This is a genomic window from Guyparkeria hydrothermalis (assembly GCF_023555375.1).
GTDB lineage: Bacteria > Pseudomonadota > Gammaproteobacteria > Halothiobacillales > Halothiobacillaceae > Guyparkeria > Guyparkeria hydrothermalis.
Map to the genome: position 1 here is coordinate 135045 of NZ_JAJSEE010000001.1, position 22605 is coordinate 157649.

Consider the following 22605-nt stretch of genomic DNA (forward strand, 5'->3'; position numbering starts at 1 on the left):
GAGACCCCATGACGTCCAGCCAATCCCTCGCCCGCACCCTGGTTCTGCTCGCGGTCAGCGCCCTGCTGGCCGTGACGCTCAGCTCGCCGGCCGAGGCCAAGCGCTTCGGTGGCGGCAAGAGCTTCGGCTTCCAGGGCCAGAAGAGCTCGCAGACCACCACGCAGCGTCAGGCCACGACCGACCAGAAGGCCACCCGCAGCCCGGGCGCCGGCCTGGGCGGCATGTTCGCGGGGCTGGCCGCCGGCGGCCTGCTGGCGTGGATGTTCATGGGCGGTGCCTTCGAGGGGCTTCAGCCGATGGACTTCCTGCTGATCCTGTTGCTGGCCGTCGGCGCGTTTCTCCTGATCCGTCACCTGCGTGGCGGGGCCAACGGAATGGCGCGCGGCCGTCCTGCCTATGCCGGCGGCAACGACCCGGCGCCGACCGACGATTCACTCGCGCAGGCCCGGACCCGCAACGAGGCATTCGATCGTTCGAGCACGGGCACGCAAGGCGTGCGTCCGGGATCGCTGATGGACGAGTTCCGTTTCGGTGGATCGGGCGACTACCAGCCGCCCGCCTGGTTCGACGAGACCCGCTTTCTCGGCGCGGCGCGCACCCACTTCACCAACCTGCAGCTGGCATGGGACGCGAACCGCATGGACGAGATCCGCGAATTCGTCACGCCCGAGCTGTTCCGTGAGCTGGTCCGCGAACGCGCCGCCCTGGGGGATGCCGAGAACGTGACCGAGGTGGTCGACCTCGACGTCTCGCTGGAAGACCTGGGCGAGGAAGGCCGTGAGCTGGTCGCCGCCGTGCGCTTTACCGGGCAGGTGCGCGAGGCGCGTGACGCAAGCGCCGAGGCACTCGACGAGACCTGGCTCGTGACCCGCCACCTCGACGAGGAGGATGCCAACTGGTTGATCGCCGGCATCCGCCAGAACACCTGACCCGGAATCACTGACACACCCCCTGTCGGTCGGAACGTCATTGACCAAAGAAACCCCGTGCATCGAGCGATGCACGGGGTTTCTTGTTATCACGTCGAGCCGGTAGCAAGCTCCTGGGCGTCGCCTGGGCGTCAGAGGAAGAAGGCCTCGCGGGCCAGCCCCTTCATCACCTCGGTGAGATTGGCCTCGGCACTGTCGACCACCGCGACCATGCTGGCCACGCCGCAGACGGTGCGCTGGCCGCCATGGACGATCCAGCCATTGGCCGGCGTCCAGCCCGGCTGGTTGACGAACAGGGCCAGCTGGTCAGCATGCCCCTGTGTCATGCGCTTGAAGTCGTGCGCCAGGCGAGTCAGGCGGTTGGCTTCGGCCTCGGACAAGTCGCCGTGCACCTGCCACGGCTCGCCGGATTCCTCGCGGAAATGGGCCACGGCCTCCACGCCCTTGATATCGAGCAGTTGCTTGAGCATGACATCCTCCTCACCCCGCCAGGGCCTTGTAGGCGGCGTCGTAGTCGGCCCGGTCATTGGACAACACGACACCTTGCCGGCCTCGCGAAACGGCGGACCAATCCAGCCCGACGAAGGTGAAGCCCTCGACCGGGTAGAAGCCCTTGACGTCACTCATGCCTTCCCAGCCACGCGCCTGCATGGCACCGATGGCCATGTTGGCGATGCATAGATGACCCAGCAGGTCGAGGGTGTCTCGATCGATGGCGGCCTCGTCGGTGATCACGGCGTCCTCGAGACGGCCGTCATCGTCGAACTGAAAGGCGGCAACCGCGCCGGGCATCGAACTGAGTGTCTTGAGATCGGACATGGTCATTCCTCCTTGGTGGGACGGTCGCCCGCCGTCATCAGATCAGCACATCGGGGGCATTCGCCAGACGCTCGCGCATCAGGCCGAGCACCTTGGTCAACGAGGCCCGTTCGTTGTCGAGCACGCAATAGACGTTCGAGATTACGCAGATGCTGCGCGACTTGCCGTGTACCACCCAGCCCTTGGTCGGCTCGAAACCGCAGCCGCCGGCACTGGGCTGACAGACGCGGGAGAACAACGCCAGCATGTCGCCTTCCATGCGCACGGCCGCCGTATTCGCCCGGCACAGGGTCGAGACCAGCTTGGTCTCCACTTCGGACAGATCGCCCTTGTGGTGGTAATACTGGTCACCACGGTAGGCGAAGTTGCCGGCCGCCACGACCCCGGTTTGGCCCATCAGATCGCTTACCAAACTCATAAATGTCGCCCCTCTTCTGGACTCAGTATCATGGTTATAGACCCCACGGCGATGGAAAAGCGGCGTTTCTTATATTGAATCTTTTGATTTCAATGTGTTCTGGCTTATACGGAGTGCAGAATGACGCGGAACTCCCCCCCTGATTCGCCACCGACATCGTCCACGCGTGGCCACTTCGACCCGATTGCGTCGACGTACGCGCGTCACCGCCCCGGTTACCCGAAGACGCTGATCCATTGGCTGGTGGATCGCGCACCGGGCCGCAGGCTTGCCTGGGATTGCGGCACCGGCAACGGACAGGTGGCCCGATTGTTGGCGCCGCACGTCGATCAGGTCGTCGCGACCGACATCAGCCCCGCGCAATTGGCCCAGGCGCCCGCCCTCGACGGGGTGGCCTTTCGCCGGGCCCCTGCCCATTCCTCCGGGCTGGCCACCGCGAGCGTGGACCTGGTGGTGGTCGCACAGGCGTTGCACTGGTTCGATGTGCAGGCCTTCAACCGGGAAGCACAGCGCGTGCTTCGCCCCGACGGGCTGATGGCGCAGTGGTGCTACGGAGGGATGGAAACCGGCGTGGCGTCGATCGACGCCGAAATCTCGACGTTTTACCGGGACGTGGTCGGTCCATACTGGCCACCCGAACGCCGCCACGTGGAAACCGGCTATCGAGACCTGCACTTCCCGTTCGAGCGCACGCCCGCACCGGCATTCTCGATGGAAGCGGCATGGACCCTCGAGGATCTGCTGGGTTACCTGCGCAGCTGGTCGGCCACGGCACGCTACCGACAGGCGACCGGTCACGACCCCGTCACCGACCTGGCCGAACGGATCGCCCCGCCATGGGGACCTCCCTCGAAGCCGAGACCGGTGCAATGGCCACTCACGCTACGCGTGGGTCGTCTCCGGCCTCACCCGGGGCGATGAGGCGACCATCACGCCCGATCGCAACCGAGGAGCTCGCGTAGCCGGGCGGCATCCCTCGGTGCCTGTGCGTCGGCATCGTTGTCGAAATAGGCGTAGACATCCCGCCCGTCATCGCGCCAGGCCCGGATCCGGCGGGCCAGCGCCTCGAGTCGGGCCTCGCCGTAACCGTCGCGATACGCCCCGTCGGCCCCGTGCCAGCGCAGGTAGACGAAATCGGCCGTTTCCAGGAACGGGGTGGTCCGCCCGTCGAGGTCGAAGACGCAGAAGGCGGCCCCGTGCGCGGCCAGCAGGTCGGTGACGGCCGGGTCCCACCAACTGCGGTCGCGAAACTCGAAGGCGTAGCGATACCCGCTGGGCAACGCCTCCAGAAACGCGGCGAGACGCTCGACATTGACGTGCCAGTGGGGCGGCAACTGGAACAGGATCGGCCCGAGTCGCTCTCCCAGGCGATCGATGCGCTCGACGAAGTCGGCCGTGCTCGCCGCCGGGTCGTTGAGTTTCTTGAGGTGGGTGATGTATCGGCTGGCCTTTACCGCGAACCGGAAGTCCGGGCCGACCGCCTCACGCCAGGCATCCACGGTTGTCGGGCTGGGCAGGCGGTAGAAACTGGCGTTGATCTCGACGCTGGAGAACCGCTGAGCGTAGAAGTCCAGCCAGTCGGTCGAGGGTAACCCGGCCGGGTAGAACGCCTCACGCCAATGCGGGTAATTCCATCCCGAGGTGCCGATGTAGAGCGCCATGCCTTGCCCTCGTCGATTGCGTGTCGTTCGAGGGTAGACGACCTTGAATCGACAACGACACGCCCCCACTGTTCGCGGTGAGATAGGCGTGGAATCGCCAGGCTCTCCTCATCGATCCGCCAGGGGGTAATCACATGGCGCATATTCACCTTCGTCGAACCCGACACACCTCGGACCTGCGGCGCTACTGGAAGGTCATGACCTTGTCCGAGCGATTCGAACAGGTCATCGCCGCCGTACTGGGCGTGATCGTTGCGGTGGTGATCCTGCTGGCGCTTTGGGAGTTATTGCGACTCGTGGTGAACACGCTCGTGCTTCAGCACCAGAACGTGCTGGATCACAGCGTGTTCCAGAAGCTGTTCGGCGCGATCCTGACCCTGTTGATCGCGATGGAATTCCAACACTCGATCATCAAGGTCATTGAAAGGCGCGAGCACATCATCCAGACCAAGATCGTCATCCTGATCGCCCTGCTCGCCCTGGCCCGCAAGTTCATCATTCTCGACATGTCGAGTACGACGCCGATGATGCTGCTGGCCTTGTCGGTGGGGGTGGTGGCACTGGGGGCGGTCTACTGGCTGATCGAGCAACGCGACGCCATTCGCATCGACCAGGAGGCCACGCCAACCGTCACCGGGTCGAACGGGACTCGGGCACGAACGCAAGCGCCCCACCCCCGTGACGGGAATGGGGCGTGATTAGGGCCGTCGTGTCCGAACCTAAGAAACCCAAGGAAGCGCTGCACGATTCGATGGCGTCTCGGCGGGACCTCCAAGGGCTCCAGATGCAAGGCGCAGCCCGCCGTGAAGGGCCGTCGCCCTTTGCAAGGACTGAACCGGATCGGCAGGACGCCGATCCGGCCGGCGCGAGCCGACCCGAAGGGCGGGGTTCACGGGCGAAACCCGCGACGCCGAAAATGGCCCTTGGTGGCCCGCCCGAACGGGGCTCGCGGGGTTGCTCGCACTCGGCGTTTCCGCCCCGCGACGGGCCCGAGTGATTACCCTGGGCCCGTCTTCGGTCCGGCGCCTTGATTGCGAACAAATCCGCCAGCCAGGGATGCCATCGCATCGCGCAGAGCTTCCCTAACTGGCAAGCGCCTCGCCGGCCCCCTCGGCAATGACCCGGTCGCGACCGCCGGACTTGGCGGCATACAGACGCGAGTCGGCCAGTTTCATCAGCGGCTCGGCACTGCTGAGACGGTCATCGGCCGTGCAGGCGATGCCGATGCTGGCGGTCACCGACAGGGTATGGCCGGCGACCTCGACCCGACTCTGCGCCAGGGCAAAGCGAATGCGCTCGGCGATGTCCGCGCCGTCCTCGATATCCGAGCCCGGCAGGATGGCGATGAACTCCTCGCCGCCGTAGCGCATGACCACGTCGCCCTTGCGCAGCATGTCGCGGATGACGCTTGCCGCGCGGACCAGCACCTTGTCGCCCGCCAGGTGACCATAGGTGTCGTTGAGACGCTTGAAGTGATCCAGGTCGACGATGATCAGGGAAAGCGGCGTCTGGTTGCGCTGGATGCGGGCCAGCTCTTCCTCGAGTCGCTTCATGCCGAAACGGCGGTTGTAGAGACCGGTCAGCGGGTCGAGCGCCGCGACGCGTTGCAGGTCGTCGTGCAGCAGGGCGTTGTTCAGCGCCAGGCCCAGGCCCTGGATCATCAGGGGCAGCAGGCGAGTGGTCTTGTCGCTGAACGGCGAGGCTGCGGCCAGCACCACCCAGCCCAGCAGCAGGCCATGGTGCTTGATCGGCAAGAGGAGGACATCGCTGGGCGTGAAGTGCGAAAGCACCGCATCGACCCGGACCTCCTCGGGCAGGTCGAAACGGCGCACTTCGGCCTGCTCGTGGGCGGCCTGCAAGGCGGGGCTCTTGAGGATCGCCTCGGGCTCGATCAGGCCGGTGGACGCGGGAATGGTCCACTCGCCCTGCTTTTCCAGGATGATCGCGCCGCCGTCGGCCTCGGAATGCTCGATCAACAGCGACAGGGCCTGCTCGCTGAGATCATGCAGGTCGAGCTGGCTGGAGAGGGTGTTGTTGAAGTTCTGGATGCGCTCCTCGACGCGGTGGGCCGCGTGAAGCGCCTGCAACAGGGCGTTGTAGCTGTCGGCCACGTCACCGAGTTCATCCTCGGCCTGCTCCTTCAACTGGCAGACGGCCGGGTCGCATTCGGACCAGTCGCCCGTGTAGGTGGCCTGATCCATCGCCGACCGGACCTGGCGCATCTTGCCGGTCAACCGACGCAGGCGGGGACGGACGATCCGACTGGCGAGCGCGAAGTTCAGCCCGCCGACGATCAGACCGGCCGCCAACGTGGTGCCGACGAAGGTGGGCGACAGTGCCAGCTCGGCCGACACGCCCAGTTCAACGGCCACCAGCGGAAAGATCGCGCCGGTGAGAACCCCCAAGGACACCATGCCCCAGGCCAACGCGCGAAAGACATGCTTTGATCGGTAGAAACTCATCCCTGTTCCCGTCCTTATATGCGTTTTGACGCGGAACATTAGCATGCCGTGATGGATTAATAACCCCTTGATCTGCGCGGAAATAAGCGCCCGGGCCAATCCCTGCACCCAACCCCATCACCCAGGGCGCGTCCTCGTGGTCTACCCTTGCGGACATTCGGTTCAAGCCGTCGCCGGGCTGTCGATGAACCGTCCTCCACGTCAACCACCAACCGAGGTGAATGCATGAGCAAGGTTCTCGTTCTCTACTACTCCATGTACGGCCACATCGAGACCATGGCGCAGGCGGTTGCCAGCGGCGCCGCCGACGTCGACGGCACCGACGTCACCATCAAGCGCGTGCCGGAGCTGATGGACGAGGAGACGGCGAAGAAGGCCGGGGCCAAGCTCGACCAGTTCGCCCCGATCGCCGACCCCAAGGAGCTGGATGACTATGACGCCGTGATCATCGGCACGCCCACGCGCTTCGGCAACATGGCCGCACAGATGCGCAATTTTCTCGATCAGACCGGCAGCCTGTGGGCCGAGGGCAAGCTGATCGGCAAGGTGGGCAGCGTGTTCACCTCCACCGGCACCGGCGCGGGCAACGAGACCACCATCACCTCCACCTGGAACACGCTGGCCCATCTCGGCATGGTGATCGTCGGCACGCCCTACGGCATCCCCGAAATGTTCGATATCTCCGAGGCTCGCGGCGGCGGCCCGTACGGCGCCGGCACACTGGCCGGCGGCGACGGCAGCCGTCAGCCGAGCGAACGCGAACTCACCATTGCTCGCTACCAGGGCCGGCACGTGGCCGAGATCACCAGCAAACTCTGCCGCTAGGAGCGGCCGGCGGCGTTGGCCGCCTGAGAGAGTATCCACGAGTCGACCTCGAGCCGGCCAAGGGTGTTACTTGCCTGACCGGCCGAACCGTTTCCTGCCGCTCGAGGAGGTCGGTCACGTGTCACGATGAGCCATCCATCCTCCACGAATGCGCCTGCCGATTTGCCGCTGCTGCTGGGCGGGGACGTCATGCTCGGGCGCGGCATCGACCAGATCCTGGCCACGCCCTCCGATCCCATCCTGTTCGAGGGCTACGTGCGAGACGCGCGCGAGTACGTCCGGCTGGCCGAGCGGAAAAACGGCCCCGTGCCCCGTGGCGTCGACGCCCGCTACGTCTGGGGCGCGGCGCGGGAGATGCTCGCCGACAGGGCGCGACGACGCATCCTCAACCTTGAGAACGCGATCACCACCAACGACACGCCGTGGCCGGGGAAAGGCATCCACTATCGTCTGAATCCGGCAAACATCGGCTGCCTGACCGAGATCACCCCCGACTGCCTCGTGCTGGCGAACAACCACGTGCTCGACTGGGGGCGCGCTGGACTGGTCGAGACGCTCGACACCCTGGATGCCGCCGGCATTGCCTCGGTCGGCGCCGGCCGCGACCGTGCGGAGGTCGAGCGTCCCGCCATCCTCTCCGACGGACACGGTGCACGCCTGCTCGTGTTCGCCGCCGGTCACGGCGACAGCGGCGTCCCGGCCGACTGGGCGGCCGGCGAATCGAACCCCGGCGTGCAATACCTGCCCGCGCTTGACGAGGCGGCGATCGAGCGACTGGCGCGCCTCATCCACGCCCATCGCCAACCGGGTGACACGGTGGTGTTCTCGATCCACTGGGGCAGCAACTGGGGCTACTCGATCCCCGAGGCGCATCGGCGGTTTGCCCACGCATTGGTCGACGAGGCGCACGTCGACCTGGTCCACGGCCACTCCTCGCACCACCCGCGAGCGTTCGAAGTGCACCACGATCGCCTGATCCTTTACGGCTGCGGCGATCTGATCAACGACTACGAGGGCATCGGCGAGACCACCCCGTATCGATCCGACCTGGCCCTGCTCTATCGGCCCACCCTGCGCCGCGGACGCCTGGAGCGCCTCGAACTCGATCCGTTCGCGATCCGCCGCCTGCAGTTGCAGGCCTGTATACCACCGGACCGGGACTGGCTGCTGGGCGTGATCGACCGACAGGCGCAACGCTTTGGTGGACGGGTCATCGATTCCGGCGCCCACCTGACCTGCCGTTGGGAGGAGTAAGCGCCCGCTCAATCCGATTCGCGCTCGATCCCGCAGCAAGGCGTCGCCGTGTCCACCCCTTCAAGCACCGCCCCCGTGACCGGGTTCGGCCGGTAGGTGGTGCAGCCCTTCAGGCCCAGCTCGAAGGCGCGCTGGTAGATGGCCGCGAAGTCGTTGAACGGCATCGATTCGGGCACGTTGATGGTCTTGGAGATCGCGCTGTCGACAAAGGGCTGCAAGGCGGCCTGCATGGCCAGGTGGGCCTCGGGCAACAGGGCCTCGGCCTCGACGAAGGTGTCGGGCGGCGTCCCGTGCGGGTGCCGACCCCGCCACCGGCGCCAGGCGTGATCCTCGAGGCGAAACGACTCGCGCTCACCGCCCCCCGTCAGCACGGAGCGACACAGCTCGCGACGAAAGATCGGCTCGATCCCGGAGGAGACATTGCCGGCCAGCAGGCTGATGGTGCCCGTGGGGGCGATCGCGGTCAGGTGGCTGTTGCGGATGCCATCGCGGGCAATCCCGGCGCGGATGTCGCCCGGCAGGGCGCGGACAAACGGTCGGTCGAGAAAACGGGCGGCCTCGAAGAACGGAAACGGTCGTTTTTCCCGTGCCAGATCGATCGACGCGCGGTAGGCGGCATGCGTGATCGTCTGCATCACCGCTCCAGCCTGTTCGCGTGCCTCGGGGCTGTCGTAGTGCAGTCCCAGCATCACCAGCACGTCGGCCAATCCGGTCACGCCCAGTCCGATCCGCCGACTGCCACGCGCCTGCTCGGCCTGGGCCGGCAACGGGTAGGACGAGGCATCGATGACGTTGTCGAGAAAACGCACCGCCAGCCGCGTCGTGGCGGCCAGCCCGTCCCGGTCGAGGCTCGCGCGCGGCGTGAACGGGTCGGCCACGAATCGCGTCAGGTTGATCGAGCCCAGATCGCAGGCCCCGTAAGGCGGCAACGGGATCTCGCCACAGGGATTGGTGGCGGTGATGCGCTCGCGATCGCCGAGGTTGTTCCACTGGTTGATCCGGTCGACGAACAGCACGCCCGGCTCGGCGTGATCGTAGGTGGCCCGCATCAGGTGCTCCCAGAGCTCGCGGGCGCGCACACGCCGAACCACTCGGCAGACCACGGGCGCCTCGTGGCCGGGCCAGTCGCGCCGGAGCGTCTCGCCCTCTCCGCTCGCCCCGTCGACTGCCCCGTCCATCGCCGAGGCGGGAAAGACCAGCGGCCAGTCGGCATCGGCGTGCACCGCGGCCATGAAGGCATCGGTGACCAGCACCGAGCAGTTGAAATGCGTCAGCTCGCCGGAGCGATGTTTGGCGTCGATGAACGCCTCGATGTCGGGGTGATCGATGCGCAGGGTGGCCATCATCGCGCCACGGCGGGCACCGGTCGACAGGATGGTCGCGCACATGCTGTCCCAGATACGCATGAACGAGACCGGCCCCGAGGCGATCGTGCCGGCATGATGCGCCACCGCGCCGGCCGGTCGCAGGGTGGAGAAGTCGTAGCCGACGCCACCCCCTTGCTGCATGGTGATCGCGCCTTCCTTGAGCGCCTCGAAGATCCCGTCCATCGAATCCTCGATCGCGCCCATGACGAAACAGTTGAACAGCGTCACCTGGCGCGGAGTGCCCGCGCCGGCGAGGATGCGGCCACCGGGCAGAAAGCGCAGATCGGTCAGCAGCTCGGCGAAGCGTCGCTCCCAGACGGCCGGCTCGGCCTCGACCGTCGCAAGCGCGTGGGCCACCCGTTGCCAGGTGGCGTCGATACCCGGCTCGTCACCATAGCGATAGCGACTGGCCCAAACATGCTGAGCAATGGGCGTATCAAGGGGTTCGACAAGCGGCTCGACTGACATGCAACGCCTCGACCACACTCACGGCCGGCCAAGCCAGCGGCTAAACCATTCCGCGGCCAGCCGAGCGGCCTGGAACAGGGTGCCCGGCTCCTCGAACAGGTGGGTTGCGCCGGGCACCACGGCAAGCTCGGTGGGCGCCTGCATGCGCTCGCGGGCCCAACGATTGAGCCCGAGCACCTGGGTATCCGCCCCGCCGACGATCAACAGGGTGGGTGCCGCCACGCGGGGCAACGCCTCGCCGGCAAGATCCGGCCGACCGCCCCGCGAGACCACTGCACGGATCGTGTCGGGCAACTGGGCGGCCGCATTCAACGCCGCCGCGGCCCCGGTGCTGGCGCCGAAATAGCCCTGCGGCAGGTCGGCAAGCTCCGGTTCACCGGCCACCCAGTCGGAGGCCTGCACCAGGCGCTCGGCCAACCGGTCGATGTCGAAGCGGTTTTCGTAGACCTGGTCCTCGGCCTCGCTCAGCAGATCGAACAAGAGCGTGGCCAGTCCCACCTCGCGCAATTGCCGCGCCACGAACTGGTTGCGCGAGCTGTGACGGCTGCTGCCGCTGCCATGGGCGAACACCACCAGGCCGCGTGGCTCGGCCGGCATCCCGAGGATGCCCTCGTGGATCGTCCCGCCCAGCCACATCTCGACGTTGCACTCGGTATCAGTACCCATGGTCCGTTCCCCCATGACCCATCGCCCCGCGGCCCGCCTCCCGGCCGACCGCCTGTTGCAGCATGCCGATCACCTCGTCGTCGGTGACCTGCGGGAAATGGTCGTAGTAGGCCCCCACGGCGCCGAGGTACTGGTCGGTGATCTCGAGGGCGACCAGCTCGTCGGCCTCCCGTTCCAGCGTCGCTGCCGTCGAAGCCGGCACCACCGGGATGGCGACCACGACCCGCGCCGGATCGCGTGCATCGGCATCGCGAATCGCCGCGCGCATTGTCAGGCCGGTGGCGATGCCGTCGTCGACGATGATGGCAAGCTTGCCGTCCACCGACGGGGCGTCGGCGCGCCCGTACAGCGCCCGTCGCCGGGAGGCCTCGACCCGCTCGCGCGACTCGGCATCCGCCAGCCAGCCGGGATCGACGGCGGCCTCCTCGCGCGGGTTGCAGACGCGCTCGCCCTGCTCCGGCACCGCGCAGATCGCGTATTCCGGCTGCATCGGGTGACCGATCTTGCGCGGGATCAGCACGTCCAGCGGCATGTCGAGGTACCGCGCCACTTCCACCCCCAGCGCCACCCCGCCGCGGGGAAGCGCGTAGACCACACCCGGCTGCCCCCGAAAGCGCTCCAGGGCCTCGGCCAACTGGCGGCCGGCTTCACGTCGATCGCTGAACCGCATGGCTACCTCCCATCACACCCCGTGTCGGCAATCCACTCGTCGCACCTGACATGACTATAGCCATTCAGTGCCCGAACGCTTGCCCCAGGAGCGGATTTTTCACGCCCAAACAGTAGGTTGCGAACGATAAGGAGGTGGTTCGCTGTGCTATGTTTTCACTGGAACGTGGATCACTCGGCTCCGGGGCCGGCTCAAGCAGCAAGCCCCAGTGATGAGGTTACCGATCGCTGTGGGCATCGCCTTCGCCCGAGTCGACCGCGTTCCGGGACATCCGCAGCAGCGGATGAATCGCAACACGGGGAATTCGCCGAGCGGGTCGACACCAGCCCCGCCCGACGCACCTCGAAACGGACCACGGGGAATGCCGCGCGGCATCGGCTTGTTTCCGACGCGCGGATCGAACCCGTGGTCCGAGGCCTTCATTCCAACCAGGGAGGAGAAGCGCCATGATCAGGAAACGACTCTTGCGAGAACTGACCGCCTGCGGTCTTGCCGCCACCATGGTGACGACCGCGCCCGCGGCCCTCGCCGCCGACGACGACCAGCCGCGCCGCGGCATGGTTGGCCCGGGCATGATGGATGGGTCCGGCCCGTATGGCCCTGGCTACGGTTATGGCCAGGGATACGGCCACGGCTACGGCATGGCCAACGGCGCGCCCTGTACGCCAGGTGCGGGTTATGGTCCCGGCATGATGGGACCCGGAATGATGGGGCCCGGCTATGGCGGATACGGAGGCGGTTACGGCCCGGGCATGATGGGACCCGGTTACGGCCCCGGAATGATGGGTCCCGGAATGATGGGCCCTGGAATGATGGGCCCCGGCGCTGGCTACGGACCGATGATGAACGGTTCCGGCCCGGGATGGGGCGGCCAGCCGCTCTCGGAAAAGCAGCGCGAACGGGTGCGTGAGCTTCAGCAGGAAGAGCAGAAGGAGCACTGGGAGCGCATGCAGCAAATGCAGGAACGCCAGCGCGAACTCCAGCGCCTGCAACTGGCCGACGAGCCGGACTACGACGCCATCAAGAAGAAATCGCGCGAAATCGGCGAGCTCCAGCAGGAGATGGCCGAGGAGCGCATCGAGATGCACCGGCGCATGCGCGAGGCCCTGGAACAGGAGTAAGCCCGAGGCCAACCACGCCGACCGAAAACCAGAAGGCCGCCCATGCAACGGGCGGCCTTTCTTACTTTGTCTCGATCAATACGGTGTGACCGGGCTCAATCATCCAGTCGTCGTCGACGCTCCTCGAATTCCTCGTGGTCGATCTCGCCACGCGCATAGCGTTCCTTGAGTATGTCCAGTGCCGTGCGCCGACCCTCACGCGGCTCGGATGACCGCGGCTGGCCCGAGGAAATGAGCCACTTGATCAACACGACAATGCCGACGATCAGCAGGACCCAGAAGAGCACCATCAGCACCCATCCCAGACCGTACATGCCGCCATGCGGCATCCAGCCGTAACCCCAGTCGTACATACCTGCCTCCATGAAATCGGCAAAGGGTTAAAAACCGTGTCCCAAGAGACCCAGCACGCCCAGCGCAATCAGGTAGATCGCCACGATGTAGTTGAGCAGCTTGGGCACGATCAGGATCGCGATGCCCGCGACCAGGGAGAGAAGCGGAACGATTTCGATATGGAAGGTCATGTCTTGCTCCTTGTTTCGACGACCGGTTACCTGCCATTGATCGTGCCGCGCGGACCCGGCAATGTCCACCGTTCAGCCGCCCGGAGCCGTTACAGGGCCCCCTCGTCGCGCAACACCTCGGCAAGCCGCTCGGCCATGGCGCGGTAGCCCTCGGCGTTCAGGTGCACGGCATCCGACTTGTAGCTCGGCCGGCGCAGCAGCCCGGCGACCAGGTCGTCGACCAGCAGCACGTCGTGCTCGTCGGCCAATTCACGGTAGAGGGGCGCCGACTGCGAGAACAGGGATTTTTCCGGCACGCCCACCAGCAACACGGCCACGTCCCGTTGGCGCGCCAGTTCGATCATCCGGGCGAGATTGCGCTTGGCCTCCGCCAGATCCTGATTGCGCAGCACGTCGTTGCCGCCCATCAGCAGAATCATCAGCGTCGGGGCGTGACGCTCCAGCGCCTCGGGCAGGCGCTCGACGCCATCGGCGGTCGTCTCGCCAGCCACACCGGCATTGACCACCTCCCGCCCCGTCAGCCGGGCCAGCTGCTCGGGATAGGCCGCCTCCTCCGATGCCCCCACCCCCTCGGTCAGGCTGTCACCGAAGGCGAGAATGATCGCGCCCCGGGGCAAGGGCTCCAGTGCCGGCTCGCCACAACCCGCCAGACCGAGCACGACCGGGCCCAGCAGAACCCCGGCCAGCAGCCATCGAATCACTCGCCCTGCCCCCTGCATCACTCGTCGGCTTCCTGCTTTCGTCCGGCCCGTTTCTCGTCGAGCATCTCTCGGTCCGCCTCGACCACGGCCGATTCGATGTCCTGGCGCGGGTTGCGGGCCGCCCAGCCCACGGACGCCTCGACGCCCGCCTCGGCCAGCGCCCGGCGTACCTTGGCCTCGATCGATCGGCCACCGTCCGTCCCGCTCTCCATGCACAGCACGGCAAACTCGTCGCCGCCAATGCGCGCCACCGCGTCGGTCTCCCGCATGGCCGTCCGCAGGGCCTGGCCCGCGCGGATGAGCAAGTCGTCGCCGGCATCGTGGCCGAGGCTGTCGTTGATTTCCTTGAGCCGGTCCAGGTCGATGATGAACACGGTTGCCGGGCTGCCATAGCGCCGCGCGCGACGCTCCTCGATCTCGACGCGCTCCTCCCAGCCTCGGCGGTTGAGCAACCCGGTCAGCGGGTCGAGGCTCGCCTCCGCGCGGACGGTCTCGAGGGTGCGCGCCAGCTCCACGCCACGCAGCTCGGTCTCCAGGATGCTGCCCAGCAGGCGGGCGAACAGGCGCACCAGGGGCAGTTCGGCGTTGAGCGCCTCCGGCTGCGGGTCGGGATCGATCGCACACAAGGTGCCGAACAACTCGCCATCCGCGCGCATGACGGGCACGCCGACATAGGCCCCGATCGGCACCTGACGACCGATGGGGGCGTCACGGTAGGCGGCCACCTCGGCGGCCCGGGGTGCCGCCTGCGGCCCCCTGCCCCCCACCATCAGCGAACAGAACGAATCGGCCCAGCGCAGCACGTCCCCGCCGGCAACCGAGTACCGTTCGTCATCGCCCTCGGCCTGCAGCACGATCCAGTCCTCGCCCTCGGTGCGCGTCATCATCCACAAGCCGAGGCCCGTGCGTTCGCTCAAGTGCGCCAGCACGGCCCGGCAGGCGGCATCGAAATCCCCGAACGGCAGGACGTCGGCGGCATCATTGGTCATGGATCAAGGCCCTCAGCCTTTGACACGGGTCGATGGTTGACCATTCGACCGGAATCCCGAGTGTAGCGGTCAAGCTTACGCCCTGCGCATCTCATTCGCATGCATCCAGCCGGGCTCATCAAGCCGCGCTACGCTCGACCGTATGGCAACCATAAGGGATCGCAATTCCTCCCGGTTCTTCCTGATGGTAGACTCGCCGCCACTCGACCTTTCCTGATACTTGAAATGGCCCGCGCCAAGGTCCCCGCTCGATGATCGAACTCCGGACGTACGTCTTTATCGACTCGCTCCAGCCCCAGGTGGCGGAGTACATGGCGACGGCGTCCCAGGGCTTTCTGCCGGTCCCGGGCGACGCCTGCCTGTGGGTCGAGGTCTCGCCGGGCATGGCCGTCCACCGGCTGACCGACATCGCGCTCAAGGCCTCCAGCGTGCGCCTGGCCCAGCAGGTGGTCGAGCGGGCCTTCGGCTCGATGGTCATCCACCACCGCGTGCAGAGCGACGTGGTCCAGGCCGGCAACACCATCCTGGAATACCTCGGCCGCGAGCAGACCGAGCGCCAGCCCTGCGAGATCGCCTGGCAGGAGATCATCCGCGGCATGACGCCGGATCACACCGTCCTGATCAACCGTCAGAACCGCCGCGGCAACATGATCCTGCCCGACCAGAGCATGTTCATCCTCGAGGTCGAGCCGGCCGGTTACGTGGTCTACGCGGCCAATCAGGCGGAGAAGGCAGCCAACATCTCGCTGATCGACGTCCGCGCGGTGGGCAAGTACGGCCGCCTGACGATCGCCGGCACCGAGGGCAACGTCGACGAGGCCGCCCGCGCGGCCATCGCTGCCGTGAAGAACCCCGCGTTCACCTAAGCACATGCATCGCAACGACCTGCTCGAACAACTTGCCCGCTACGAGACGCGCTACCTCGACGAGGCCGCCTTCGTCCAGCGCGCACGGCAGTTCGTCGCCACTCACCCCGACACCTTCTACCGCGACCACCTGCCGGCCCACGTCTCGGCGTCCACCTGGGTGGTCAACCCCTCGCGCACGGCGGTGCTGTTGATGCACCACCGGAAGCTCGACTGCTGGCTGCAACCCGGCGGTCACGCCGACGGCGACACCGACATGCGCGCGGTGGCCTTCAAGGAGTGCGTCGAGGAGACCGGCGTTTCGCCCGAGCATATTCGCCTGGTCTGCGACGAGATCTTCGACGTCGATATCCACGCCACCCAGGAGCCGCACCCGGACGCCCAGCCGCACCACCACATCGACGTGCGCTACCTGGTCGAGATCGACGACAACGTGCCCGTGCCGGGCAACGAGGAGTCCTTCGAGCTGCGCTGGGTCCCCGTTTCCATGGTCACGCGGCTCAACAACAGCCGCTCGACCCTGCGCATGGTCGACAAGACGCGCAAGATGCGCTGATTCCCGTGGCGACTCACCGTCCCACGTCTCGGAGCCCACGAAAAAGCCCGGATCGATCGATCCGGGCTTCGTCGTCCTAGGGCCGCGAAGGCGACCCGAAGGGGCGTCAGCTTGCCCTGGCTAGGTCCCGGGCCAGGTCGCGGGCGCGATCGACCGCGTCATCGAACACCGTGGTCTCGTAGAGGGTCTCCATGTCACCCGGCACCGTCATGCGACCGTTGGTCGATCCCTTGCGGGGGCGACGGGCAGGTCGTTGCACGAGGTACATGCCGTCGGTGGCCTGTTCAACCAGGATGTTGCCGTTGCGGTAGAAACCGCGTTCCGCGTCCATCTTCTCTGCCATGAGCATCACACCTTTGTCGTGATCGGGCCGGGCCGCGGGACGGCGGCCGGCCGTGGTGAGTGACAGCCCCGGAGAACCCCGGGGCGCCCACTCGTCCACTGTAGGCCAGTCGTCATCGATATGTCATGGAAAAATATCGAAGCGGCCGAGCTTGCGATTGCGGCGTGGATCCGCCGTCGCGAGCCCCGCCCACATGCGGGCAAGCGGGCCGGGCGGAGATTTCGAAATGATCGAAGCGCAACGGATCACGAGATAGCGACGCCATGCCCTCCCGGCATGACAGGACCGATGCAAATCCCTACAATGACGCCCTTTCCGGGCCGTGCCCCCGAGCGCTCCACCGGCCCAACGATTCGTGACGGAGACCGACCAGTGACCAACAGCAATCGCCCGCGCATCAGCGGCACCCGCTTTCTCAGCGCCGACGATGCGCCGAACTCGCGCCTGAGCCTGGGCTCGTCCCACCGCGATGCCTACCGCTCGGTCACCGGCACCGGCAGCCATTACGACGCGATCGACGTGCCCGCCAACGAGAGCTGCGTGATCTGCGCCCCGGCGACCCGACGCCTGGCCGAAGACCTGTTCAACCAGTGGAACGCGGCCCTGCAGACCGGTGACGCCGCCAAGGTCACCGAGTTGTACGCCGAAGACGGCGTGCTGCTGCCCACCGTCTCCAACGTGCCGCGCACCAGCCACGCGGAAATCCAGGACTACTTCGAGCACTTCCTGGAAAAGCACCCGGTCGGCACCATCAACACGCGCAACGTCAAGCTCGGCTGCAACAAGCTGACCGACGCCGGCACCTACACCTTCCGCGTCACCGACGGCGACGAGACCCGCGACGTCCCGGCCCGCTACACCTTCGTCTACGAGAACCGCGACGGCCGCTGGCTGATCGTGCATCACCATTCCTCGATGATGCCGACCGACTGACGCCGACCGCGTTCACCGCGATCGAACGACAACGCCCGCCATCACGGCGGGCGTTTTGCGTCAGGGCCTAGGGTCCAGCCTTACAACGCTTGGCGAACCCTTTGGAAACCGGTCACGCCCGCCAGCACGATCGCCCCCGCGATCAGCCCCACGATCCCGTTGAACAGCATCGGGACCAGCCACCCGACGCCCCCCTCGACGCCGGGGTCGATCCATTCGAGCAGGTGGTGCAGGAACGGCAGGCCGTGGACCAGGATGCCGCCACCAACCAGGAACATCGCCACCATGCCGACAACCGACAACCCGCGCATGAATTTCGGTGCCGCCACCAGGATGCCGCGCCCGACCGCCTCCTTGAACCGTCCCCAGGCATCGCCTCCGGCACCCTTCACCATCGCCAGCCCCCAGTCATCGAAGCGCACGATCCCCGCGACCAGCCCGTAAACGCCCACGGTCGCCACCAGCGCCACCAGGGAGACCACCACGGTCTGCGTCCAGATGCCCGCCGCGCTCGCCGCGCCCAGCGCGATCACGATGATCTCGGCCGAAAGGATGAAATCGGTGCGGATCGCGCCCTTGATCTGCGCCTTCTCCGCCTGCTTCATGTCCTTCTTCCCGTCGACGGCGGCCTCGAGGACTTCCTTGCGGTGCGCCTCGTCCTCCTCGGGACTGTGCAGCCACTTGTGAGCGATCTTCTCCGCGCCCTCGAAACACAAAAACAGCCCGCCGAGCATCAGCAGCGGAGTGATCAGCCACGGCAGGAAGGCGCTGATCAGCAAGGCCGCCGGCACCAGGATCAACTTGTTGAGGAACGAGCCCTTGGCCACCGCCCAGACCACCGGCAACTCGCGGCTCGTGCCGGCGCCGCTGACCTGCTGGGCATTGAGGGCGAGGTCGTCGCCCAGCACGCCGGCGGTGTTCTTGGCGGCGACCTTGGAATAGACGGCCACGTCATCGAGCAGCGTGGCGATGTCGTCGAGTAGCGCGAGCAGTCCGGCTGTGGCCATGATCTAGAGGTCCTCGTGAACGAATCCGGTTCGATCCGAGGCGCAGTGTGGCACAGGCATACCGGCCGATGCCGGCCGACCACGCATCCACGGCACGACCAAGACATGCGAAGATAGCCCCCTGCCCCAGACGGGTCTTTTCGCAACGGAAGCGGCATGAATTCCTACCGACGCAAGGCAGCCATCCTGATCGCCGTGGTGAGCGTCACGCTTGCCCTCGTCGCGGGTATCGTCGCGTGGTGGACCGTGCCGGGCGATGGTGCGCTGAGCGCCGGTCTGATCGCCGCACTGGCCGCGATCGCCTCTGGCGCATTGATCTACCCGTTCGTGGTACGCCTGAACGACGCGCAAGATCACCACTCCCGCGACCTGCTCAGCTCCCACGTCGCCCTGCTCGAGGCCATGGGCAAGGCGGTGGCCAAGCGCGACTCCGACACCGGCGATCACAACTACCGCGTCACCGACATCGCCATGGCGATCGCCGGGCGCATGGGCCTGGGCAAGACGGCCATGCGCGGCCTGCTCTCCGGCGCCCTGCTCCACGACGTGGGCAAGATCGGCGTGCCGGATCGCATCCTGCTAAAGCCCGGTCGGCTCGACGACCACGAGATGGCGCTGATGCGCTCGCACGTCCCGCAGGGCGAGGACATCGTCGCCGGCATCCCCTCGCTCGACCAGGCCCGCGACGTGATCGCCTGCCACCACGAGAAATGGGACGGCAGCGGCTACCCGCGCGGGCTGGCCGGCGAGGCCATCCCGTTGACGGCGCGCATCTTCGCCGTGGCCGATGTCTTCGACACCCTGTGCTCGCCGCGCCCCTACAAGGAGGCCATGTCCTTCGAGACGGCCTGGGGCATCATCCGCGACGATGCCGGCAGCCACTTCGATCCCGCGGTGGTCGAGGCCTTTCGCCCCATCGCCCGCCGTCTGCACGAGCAGCACTTCGGCGGTGACGCCCGCCGCTCACGCGAGCTGCTCGAGCGCCAGATCCGCAAGTACTTTTTCTAGGGAAGGTGATCTGCCCTACTCCGGCATTGCCGCCTCGTCTTCCGGCACCACCGGCCGGCTGCGGTAGGGATAGTTCTTCAGCCTGGTGTCGCCGCGCGGGTGCGGCTCGGCAATGGTCTTCCCCGGGTCGACCCACTCCTCCCACCGGAAGTCCTCGATCACCTTGGCCTGGTAGCTCTGCTCGAGCGGGTGCTCGAGGATGTCGTTGATGTGCTGCCATTGGTAGTGGCGCATCAGGTCGACCTGGTAGGGCGTCGGGTTGCCACCGGCCTGCTTGACCACCGCCTTGAGGGCATTGACCTTCTCCATCGACACCGTGGGCTCCCAGTCGATCGTGCCCGGCAGCATGACCGGCTCGCCCGGGATGTTGTTGATGCCCTGCTTCCAGGTTGCCAGCACGGCCGTGTCCGTGTCCTCGCGGTACAGCAGGATGGCGTGGCTGTAGCGCGTGTCCTTGAAAAAGCCCAGCGTGCCGTACTGCAGGCGCGCCCCGGTCAGGTAGGCCACCGCGTCCGACCAGCACGGCGAGGTACCGCTGATGCCCCGCAGCACGCTGCGATCGATGATCCCGTCGGGGAATAACGTCTGGAAGGCCACCCAGGCCGCGTTGGCCGCGTGCGTGGTGCCTTCGCAGTCGTGGCCATGAAAGCGCACCAGGTCCTTGAGCGTGACCGGGTAGGTGTAGGGGTAGTAGCGCCCCTGCGTGCCCCGAGTGGCCAGCATCTCGAACACCGGCGCGTGCGGTTTGGCCACCATCGAGGCGTACCAGGTCGGCTCGCGATCCGGGGCCTCAACCCCCGTCTCGATGAATATCGTCCGGCCCTGCTCGAAGGTCGGCTCACCGGCGATTGCCGCCGACCACGGCCCCCACAGGCCAATCGCACCCAATGACGCCACCAGGCCGGTGGCAAACGCTGCCCAACTCGATTTCATGGCACTGACCCTCCACGACGGTCCATGCGTCCGGCATCGTGGTGCGGTCTTGCGGCTGATCACCCCTGTCTCGCGCCACCCTGCCCATCACCGAGCATAGGCCGCGCGGCCCCGGAAACAACCGGGACCCGCCTTTTCCGCCTGCGTTCGTGATCAGCGCGGCGGCCGACCCACCGAACCCGACGGGCGCGTTGCATCAGTCGATGCGACACCCCGTCTACCGCCGCCTCTGCGGCGGACCTACTCCACCCAAAGATCGCCGTGGTCGAGCGCCGCGGCACAACGCACGCGCCCCGTTACCTGCCCCAGCAGGCCGGAACGCAACACCTTCACCATCCAGGCCGCGGCGTGTTCGTCGGGAATCGGGTACGGGGCGGACAAGCCATGCCGGCCGGCGGGCTCGAAACCCGAACGCGGGTAGTAGCCGGGGTGGCCGAGAACGAACACCAGCCCGACGTCCATGGCCTCGAGTGCCTCGAGGCCCGCGGCGATCAAGCGCCCTCCGATGCCCTGGCCCTGCACCTCGGGATGCACCGCCATCGGCGCGAGCAGGCTGGCCGCGAGCGGCTCGCCCCCCGTGTCGACCTCGGCGCGGGTGAACAGGATGTGGCCCAGCACCCGTGTCCCGTCCACGGCCACCAGCGACAACAGCGGCCGGGCACTCGGATCTTCGAGCGCCTCGTCCACCAGCTGGACGATCCGGGGCGCCTCCTCGGCGCCGAACGCGGCCGTCAGGAGCGCGTGAATGGCCGGCCGATCATCGGGGCGAGCCGCACGAATCTCGATCGATTCCGGGTTCACGGGGCAGCCTCCTCGGCGGGCCCATTCCGGGCTCAGTCGTAATGCACCGCCAGCCAGACCGTGTCCTCATCCGGATCGGTCCAGGCCACGCGGTGCCGGGTGTGGGCGGGGATGGTCAGATGGTCGCCCGGACCCAGGGGGACGTCCTCGCCGTGCTCGAATGCCACCATGCCCTTGCCCTTGAGCACCACCACCCACTCGTGGCGGGGCTGGTCGTACCAGCCGGTGGCCGGCGAGACATGACCATGCGAGACGATCCGTTCGATCGTCACGTGCTCGGCCTCGAGCAGCGTGTCGAAGCATTCTTCCGCCAGATGCGCGGGCAGGTTTTCAAACAGATTGGCGGTCATGGCTCAGTCTCTCCCGAGTTGAAACATGCAACGGCAACGACGTGTATGGGTGGCACAAAGGAGACGGATGCGCAGCTCGTCGATAGCGCGTTCTTGCCGCGTGTGATCGCCACGCGAAATCCATACTACGTTCATGTGGCGCTCCGCGACGCGAGCGCGCTTGGCAGGCCTTTTCATATTCACCGGGAGGAATTCTCATGGATTCGGACCGCATCAAAGGCAAATGGAAACAGATCAAGGGCCGTATCAAGGAGGAATGGGGAGATCTGAGGGATGACGACCTAGACGAGGCCGAAGGTCACCGTGACTACCTGATCGGCAAGGTGCAGGAGCGATACGGCATCGGCAAGGACGAGGCACGCAAGCAGGTCGAGGCGTTCGAGCACACGCTCTGAGTGCGCTACCGCCTTCCGCTCCTGCTCTCGTCCGCGGCTCGATTGACTCACGTCCCTGCTCAAGAGCGCCGCCCCTCCCTCACGAGCCGGGGCATACTCCGGCCACCCACCAGCCAATCTGGCCCTGTCTATTCCCGCAGCATAGTCCGCCGACAGGGCGTCCCAGGACCCGGGCACATGAACCCGTATTCTCTCGTAAGGGACAGACGCCAAACCGGCAATTGACGCCCCCTCGCCCTCCGGGCACAAAGGCGCTCGACGCTCCACAGCAATCGGGGAAACCGATTCGGCCAGCGGGAACATAACCCGCCTCAGATATTATCCGAATAAATCGACACGTCGTTTCGCCATGCCAGGTGAAACCAGGCGTACTCTCCCAAAGACCAATCGTCATACCCATGCGGCACTCGGGCAAATACCCCCAATGACAGCGTGGAATTTCCCGGGGCAAAAGACCTCATAAACCACGCGGTTTCTCGCGAAATACCAACCATCCACTCCCGACCTTTAGTCACAACCCATCACCGCCACGCGCTCCA

The 22605-nt window shown here is 66.6% G+C and carries 28 protein-coding genes; 11 read left to right on the forward strand and 17 right to left on the reverse strand.

Going from position 1 to position 22605, the window contains the following annotated elements:
- The first annotated feature begins 8 nt into the window (after nucleotides 1-8).
- The gene (locus LV475_RS00590; RefSeq protein WP_136867141.1) at nucleotides 9-929 is read left to right on the forward strand and encodes a Tim44 domain-containing protein; all 921 of its coding nucleotides are present in this window, start codon (nucleotides 9-11) and stop codon (nucleotides 927-929) included.
- A 131-nt stretch (nucleotides 930-1060) separates the two neighbouring features.
- Here LV475_RS00590 and LV475_RS00595 read toward each other — a convergent pair whose 3' ends face one another.
- From LV475_RS00595 to LV475_RS00605, 3 genes are read right to left on the reverse strand one after another with little or no spacing between them, the layout of a single operon-like run.
- Entirely contained in the window at nucleotides 1061-1399 is a 339-nt protein-coding gene (locus LV475_RS00595; protein WP_169303620.1) for a DUF2173 family protein, read from the reverse strand.
- A 10-nt stretch (nucleotides 1400-1409) separates the two neighbouring features.
- A complete protein-coding gene (locus LV475_RS00600) occupies nucleotides 1410-1748 on the reverse strand; it encodes a DUF2173 family protein (protein ID WP_136867143.1) in 339 nt (112 codons plus the stop codon).
- Between the two features lie 37 nt (nucleotides 1749-1785).
- On the reverse strand, nucleotides 1786-2166 hold the full coding sequence (locus tag LV475_RS00605) for a DUF2173 family protein (protein ID WP_136867144.1): 381 nt from the start codon (nucleotides 2164-2166) through the stop codon (nucleotides 1786-1788).
- 120 nt (nucleotides 2167-2286) lie between these two features.
- Here LV475_RS00605 and LV475_RS00610 point away from each other — a divergent pair, with 120 nt between their 5' ends.
- Entirely contained in the window at nucleotides 2287-3087 is an 801-nt protein-coding gene (locus LV475_RS00610; RefSeq protein ID WP_136867145.1) for a class I SAM-dependent methyltransferase, read from the forward strand.
- A gap of 8 nt (nucleotides 3088-3095) precedes the next feature.
- On the opposite strand, the gene LV475_RS00615 is transcribed toward LV475_RS00610, so the two are convergent.
- On the reverse strand, nucleotides 3096-3827 hold the full coding sequence (locus LV475_RS00615; RefSeq protein ID WP_136867146.1) for a DUF72 domain-containing protein: 732 nt from the start codon (nucleotides 3825-3827) through the stop codon (nucleotides 3096-3098).
- A 134-nt stretch (nucleotides 3828-3961) separates the two neighbouring features.
- On the opposite strand from LV475_RS00615, the gene LV475_RS00620 reads away from it, so the two are divergent.
- Nucleotides 3962-4525, forward strand: coding sequence for a phosphate-starvation-inducible PsiE family protein (locus LV475_RS00620; protein WP_136867147.1), 564 nt, complete (start codon nucleotides 3962-3964; stop codon nucleotides 4523-4525).
- 384 nt (nucleotides 4526-4909) lie between these two features.
- On the opposite strand, the gene LV475_RS00625 is transcribed toward LV475_RS00620, so the two are convergent.
- Entirely contained in the window at nucleotides 4910-6289 is a 1380-nt protein-coding gene (locus LV475_RS00625; RefSeq protein WP_136867148.1) for a GGDEF domain-containing protein, read from the reverse strand.
- 225 nt (nucleotides 6290-6514) lie between these two features.
- Between LV475_RS00625 and wrbA the strand changes: the two genes are divergently transcribed.
- Nucleotides 6515-7114 (forward strand): NAD(P)H:quinone oxidoreductase, encoded by a 600-nt coding sequence (wrbA, locus tag LV475_RS00630; protein ID WP_136867149.1) that lies wholly within the window; start codon nucleotides 6515-6517, stop codon nucleotides 7112-7114.
- 126 nt (nucleotides 7115-7240) lie between these two features.
- Nucleotides 7241-8368, forward strand: a complete 1128-nt coding sequence (locus LV475_RS00635; RefSeq protein WP_136867150.1) for a CapA family protein — start codon at nucleotides 7241-7243, stop codon at nucleotides 8366-8368.
- A gap of 8 nt (nucleotides 8369-8376) precedes the next feature.
- Here the strand turns inward: LV475_RS00635 and LV475_RS00640 are convergent, their stop codons facing one another.
- From LV475_RS00640 to LV475_RS00650, 3 genes are read right to left on the reverse strand one after another with little or no spacing between them, the layout of a single operon-like run.
- Nucleotides 8377-10203, reverse strand: coding sequence for an adenosylcobalamin-dependent ribonucleoside-diphosphate reductase (locus LV475_RS00640; protein WP_136867151.1), 1827 nt, complete (start codon nucleotides 10201-10203; stop codon nucleotides 8377-8379).
- Nucleotides 10204-10221: 18 nt separating this feature from the next.
- Complete coding sequence (locus tag LV475_RS00645) at nucleotides 10222-10869, reverse strand: dienelactone hydrolase family protein (RefSeq protein WP_136867152.1); 648 nt, start codon at nucleotides 10867-10869, stop codon at nucleotides 10222-10224.
- The gene (locus LV475_RS00650; protein ID WP_136867153.1) at nucleotides 10859-11539 is read right to left on the reverse strand and encodes a phosphoribosyltransferase; all 681 of its coding nucleotides are present in this window, start codon (nucleotides 11537-11539) and stop codon (nucleotides 10859-10861) included. Before LV475_RS00650 ends, LV475_RS00645 begins: the two co-directional genes overlap by 11 nt.
- 446 nt (nucleotides 11540-11985) lie before the next feature.
- Between LV475_RS00650 and LV475_RS00655 the strand changes: the two genes are divergently transcribed.
- A complete protein-coding gene (locus LV475_RS00655; RefSeq protein ID WP_169303621.1) occupies nucleotides 11986-12660 on the forward strand; it encodes a Spy/CpxP family protein refolding chaperone in 675 nt (224 codons plus the stop codon).
- A 95-nt stretch (nucleotides 12661-12755) separates the two neighbouring features.
- Here the strand turns inward: LV475_RS00655 and LV475_RS00660 are convergent, their stop codons facing one another.
- The 4 genes from LV475_RS00660 to LV475_RS00675 form a co-directional block, all read right to left on the reverse strand.
- Nucleotides 12756-13013: an SHOCT domain-containing protein gene (locus tag LV475_RS00660; protein WP_136867154.1), complete on the reverse strand. Its 258-nt coding sequence runs from the start codon at nucleotides 13011-13013 to the stop codon at nucleotides 12756-12758.
- Between the two features lie 27 nt (nucleotides 13014-13040).
- Nucleotides 13041-13184: a DUF3096 domain-containing protein gene (locus tag LV475_RS00665; RefSeq protein WP_136867155.1), complete on the reverse strand. Its 144-nt coding sequence runs from the start codon at nucleotides 13182-13184 to the stop codon at nucleotides 13041-13043.
- An 89-nt stretch (nucleotides 13185-13273) separates the two neighbouring features.
- Nucleotides 13274-13885, reverse strand: coding sequence for an arylesterase (locus LV475_RS00670; RefSeq protein WP_211238807.1), 612 nt, complete (start codon nucleotides 13883-13885; stop codon nucleotides 13274-13276).
- Between the two features lie 17 nt (nucleotides 13886-13902).
- Nucleotides 13903-14874: a sensor domain-containing diguanylate cyclase gene (locus tag LV475_RS00675; RefSeq protein ID WP_136867157.1), complete on the reverse strand. Its 972-nt coding sequence runs from the start codon at nucleotides 14872-14874 to the stop codon at nucleotides 13903-13905.
- 251 nt (nucleotides 14875-15125) lie between these two features.
- On the opposite strand from LV475_RS00675, the gene LV475_RS00680 reads away from it, so the two are divergent.
- Together LV475_RS00680 and LV475_RS00685 are read left to right on the forward strand one after the other, a co-directional pair.
- On the forward strand, nucleotides 15126-15740 hold the full coding sequence (locus tag LV475_RS00680) for a BMC domain-containing protein (protein WP_136867158.1): 615 nt from the start codon (nucleotides 15126-15128) through the stop codon (nucleotides 15738-15740).
- Between the two features lie 4 nt (nucleotides 15741-15744).
- The gene (locus tag LV475_RS00685; RefSeq protein WP_136867159.1) at nucleotides 15745-16296 is read left to right on the forward strand and encodes an NUDIX hydrolase; all 552 of its coding nucleotides are present in this window, start codon (nucleotides 15745-15747) and stop codon (nucleotides 16294-16296) included.
- A gap of 106 nt (nucleotides 16297-16402) precedes the next feature.
- On the opposite strand, the gene LV475_RS00690 is transcribed toward LV475_RS00685, so the two are convergent.
- A complete protein-coding gene (locus LV475_RS00690) occupies nucleotides 16403-16639 on the reverse strand; it encodes a hypothetical protein (RefSeq protein ID WP_136867160.1) in 237 nt (78 codons plus the stop codon).
- Nucleotides 16640-17011: 372 nt separating this feature from the next.
- Between LV475_RS00690 and LV475_RS00695 the strand changes: the two genes are divergently transcribed.
- Nucleotides 17012-17572: an SgcJ/EcaC family oxidoreductase gene (locus tag LV475_RS00695; RefSeq protein ID WP_136867161.1), complete on the forward strand. Its 561-nt coding sequence runs from the start codon at nucleotides 17012-17014 to the stop codon at nucleotides 17570-17572.
- An 80-nt stretch (nucleotides 17573-17652) separates the two neighbouring features.
- Here LV475_RS00695 and LV475_RS00700 read toward each other — a convergent pair whose 3' ends face one another.
- Nucleotides 17653-18579 (reverse strand): DUF808 domain-containing protein, encoded by a 927-nt coding sequence (locus tag LV475_RS00700; RefSeq protein WP_136867162.1) that lies wholly within the window; start codon nucleotides 18577-18579, stop codon nucleotides 17653-17655.
- A 156-nt stretch (nucleotides 18580-18735) separates the two neighbouring features.
- On the opposite strand from LV475_RS00700, the gene LV475_RS00705 reads away from it, so the two are divergent.
- Nucleotides 18736-19587: an HD-GYP domain-containing protein gene (locus tag LV475_RS00705; protein ID WP_136867163.1), complete on the forward strand. Its 852-nt coding sequence runs from the start codon at nucleotides 18736-18738 to the stop codon at nucleotides 19585-19587.
- Nucleotides 19588-19602: 15 nt separating this feature from the next.
- Here LV475_RS00705 and LV475_RS00710 read toward each other — a convergent pair whose 3' ends face one another.
- From LV475_RS00710 to LV475_RS00720, 3 genes are all read right to left on the reverse strand, one after another.
- Nucleotides 19603-20520 carry a formylmethanofuran dehydrogenase subunit E family protein gene (locus LV475_RS00710; RefSeq protein ID WP_136867164.1) on the reverse strand — a complete coding sequence of 306 codons (918 nt, stop codon included), beginning with the start codon at nucleotides 20518-20520 and terminating at the stop codon, nucleotides 19603-19605.
- A 240-nt stretch (nucleotides 20521-20760) separates the two neighbouring features.
- Nucleotides 20761-21321 (reverse strand): GNAT family N-acetyltransferase, encoded by a 561-nt coding sequence (locus tag LV475_RS00715; protein ID WP_247709511.1) that lies wholly within the window; start codon nucleotides 21319-21321, stop codon nucleotides 20761-20763.
- A gap of 32 nt (nucleotides 21322-21353) precedes the next feature.
- Nucleotides 21354-21671 (reverse strand): cupin domain-containing protein, encoded by a 318-nt coding sequence (locus LV475_RS00720; protein ID WP_136867165.1) that lies wholly within the window; start codon nucleotides 21669-21671, stop codon nucleotides 21354-21356.
- Between the two features lie 197 nt (nucleotides 21672-21868).
- Between LV475_RS00720 and LV475_RS00725 the strand changes: the two genes are divergently transcribed.
- The gene (locus LV475_RS00725; protein ID WP_136867166.1) at nucleotides 21869-22066 is read left to right on the forward strand and encodes a CsbD family protein; all 198 of its coding nucleotides are present in this window, start codon (nucleotides 21869-21871) and stop codon (nucleotides 22064-22066) included.
- The last annotated feature ends 539 nt before the right edge of the window (nucleotides 22067-22605 follow it).

Excerpts from the sequence above, each read along its gene's own strand:
- LV475_RS00590 (WP_136867141.1), top strand. The coding sequence starts at position 9 with ATGACGTCCAGCCAATCCCTCGCCCGCACCCTGGTTCTGCTCGCGGTC.
- LV475_RS00595 (WP_169303620.1), bottom strand. The coding sequence starts at position 1,399 with ATGCTCAAGCAACTGCTCGATATCAAGGGCGTGGAGGCCGTGGCCCAT.
- LV475_RS00600 (WP_136867143.1), bottom strand. The coding sequence starts at position 1,748 with ATGTCCGATCTCAAGACACTCAGTTCGATGCCCGGCGCGGTTGCCGCC.
- LV475_RS00605 (WP_136867144.1), bottom strand. The coding sequence starts at position 2,166 with ATGAGTTTGGTAAGCGATCTGATGGGCCAAACCGGGGTCGTGGCGGCC.
- LV475_RS00610 (WP_136867145.1), top strand. The coding sequence starts at position 2,287 with ATGACGCGGAACTCCCCCCCTGATTCGCCACCGACATCGTCCACGCGT.
- LV475_RS00615 (WP_136867146.1), bottom strand. The coding sequence starts at position 3,827 with ATGGCGCTCTACATCGGCACCTCGGGATGGAATTACCCGCATTGGCGT.
- LV475_RS00620 (WP_136867147.1), top strand. The coding sequence starts at position 3,962 with ATGGCGCATATTCACCTTCGTCGAACCCGACACACCTCGGACCTGCGG.
- LV475_RS00625 (WP_136867148.1), bottom strand. The coding sequence starts at position 6,289 with ATGAGTTTCTACCGATCAAAGCATGTCTTTCGCGCGTTGGCCTGGGGC.
- wrbA (WP_136867149.1), top strand. The coding sequence starts at position 6,515 with ATGAGCAAGGTTCTCGTTCTCTACTACTCCATGTACGGCCACATCGAG.
- LV475_RS00635 (WP_136867150.1), top strand. The coding sequence starts at position 7,241 with ATGAGCCATCCATCCTCCACGAATGCGCCTGCCGATTTGCCGCTGCTG.
- LV475_RS00640 (WP_136867151.1), bottom strand. The coding sequence starts at position 10,203 with ATGTCAGTCGAGCCGCTTGTCGAACCCCTTGATACGCCCATTGCTCAG.
- LV475_RS00645 (WP_136867152.1), bottom strand. The coding sequence starts at position 10,869 with ATGGGTACTGATACCGAGTGCAACGTCGAGATGTGGCTGGGCGGGACG.
- LV475_RS00650 (WP_136867153.1), bottom strand. The coding sequence starts at position 11,539 with ATGCGGTTCAGCGATCGACGTGAAGCCGGCCGCCAGTTGGCCGAGGCC.
- LV475_RS00655 (WP_169303621.1), top strand. The coding sequence starts at position 11,986 with ATGATCAGGAAACGACTCTTGCGAGAACTGACCGCCTGCGGTCTTGCC.
- LV475_RS00660 (WP_136867154.1), bottom strand. The coding sequence starts at position 13,013 with ATGTACGACTGGGGTTACGGCTGGATGCCGCATGGCGGCATGTACGGT.
- LV475_RS00665 (WP_136867155.1), bottom strand. The coding sequence starts at position 13,184 with ATGACCTTCCATATCGAAATCGTTCCGCTTCTCTCCCTGGTCGCGGGC.
- LV475_RS00675 (WP_136867157.1), bottom strand. The coding sequence starts at position 14,874 with ATGACCAATGATGCCGCCGACGTCCTGCCGTTCGGGGATTTCGATGCC.
- LV475_RS00680 (WP_136867158.1), top strand. The coding sequence starts at position 15,126 with ATGATCGAACTCCGGACGTACGTCTTTATCGACTCGCTCCAGCCCCAG.
- LV475_RS00685 (WP_136867159.1), top strand. The coding sequence starts at position 15,745 with ATGCATCGCAACGACCTGCTCGAACAACTTGCCCGCTACGAGACGCGC.
- LV475_RS00690 (WP_136867160.1), bottom strand. The coding sequence starts at position 16,639 with ATGGCAGAGAAGATGGACGCGGAACGCGGTTTCTACCGCAACGGCAAC.
- LV475_RS00700 (WP_136867162.1), bottom strand. The coding sequence starts at position 18,579 with ATGGCCACAGCCGGACTGCTCGCGCTACTCGACGACATCGCCACGCTG.
- LV475_RS00705 (WP_136867163.1), top strand. The coding sequence starts at position 18,736 with ATGAATTCCTACCGACGCAAGGCAGCCATCCTGATCGCCGTGGTGAGC.
- LV475_RS00710 (WP_136867164.1), bottom strand. The coding sequence starts at position 20,520 with ATGAAATCGAGTTGGGCAGCGTTTGCCACCGGCCTGGTGGCGTCATTG.
- LV475_RS00720 (WP_136867165.1), bottom strand. The coding sequence starts at position 21,671 with ATGACCGCCAATCTGTTTGAAAACCTGCCCGCGCATCTGGCGGAAGAA.
- LV475_RS00725 (WP_136867166.1), top strand. The coding sequence starts at position 21,869 with ATGGATTCGGACCGCATCAAAGGCAAATGGAAACAGATCAAGGGCCGT.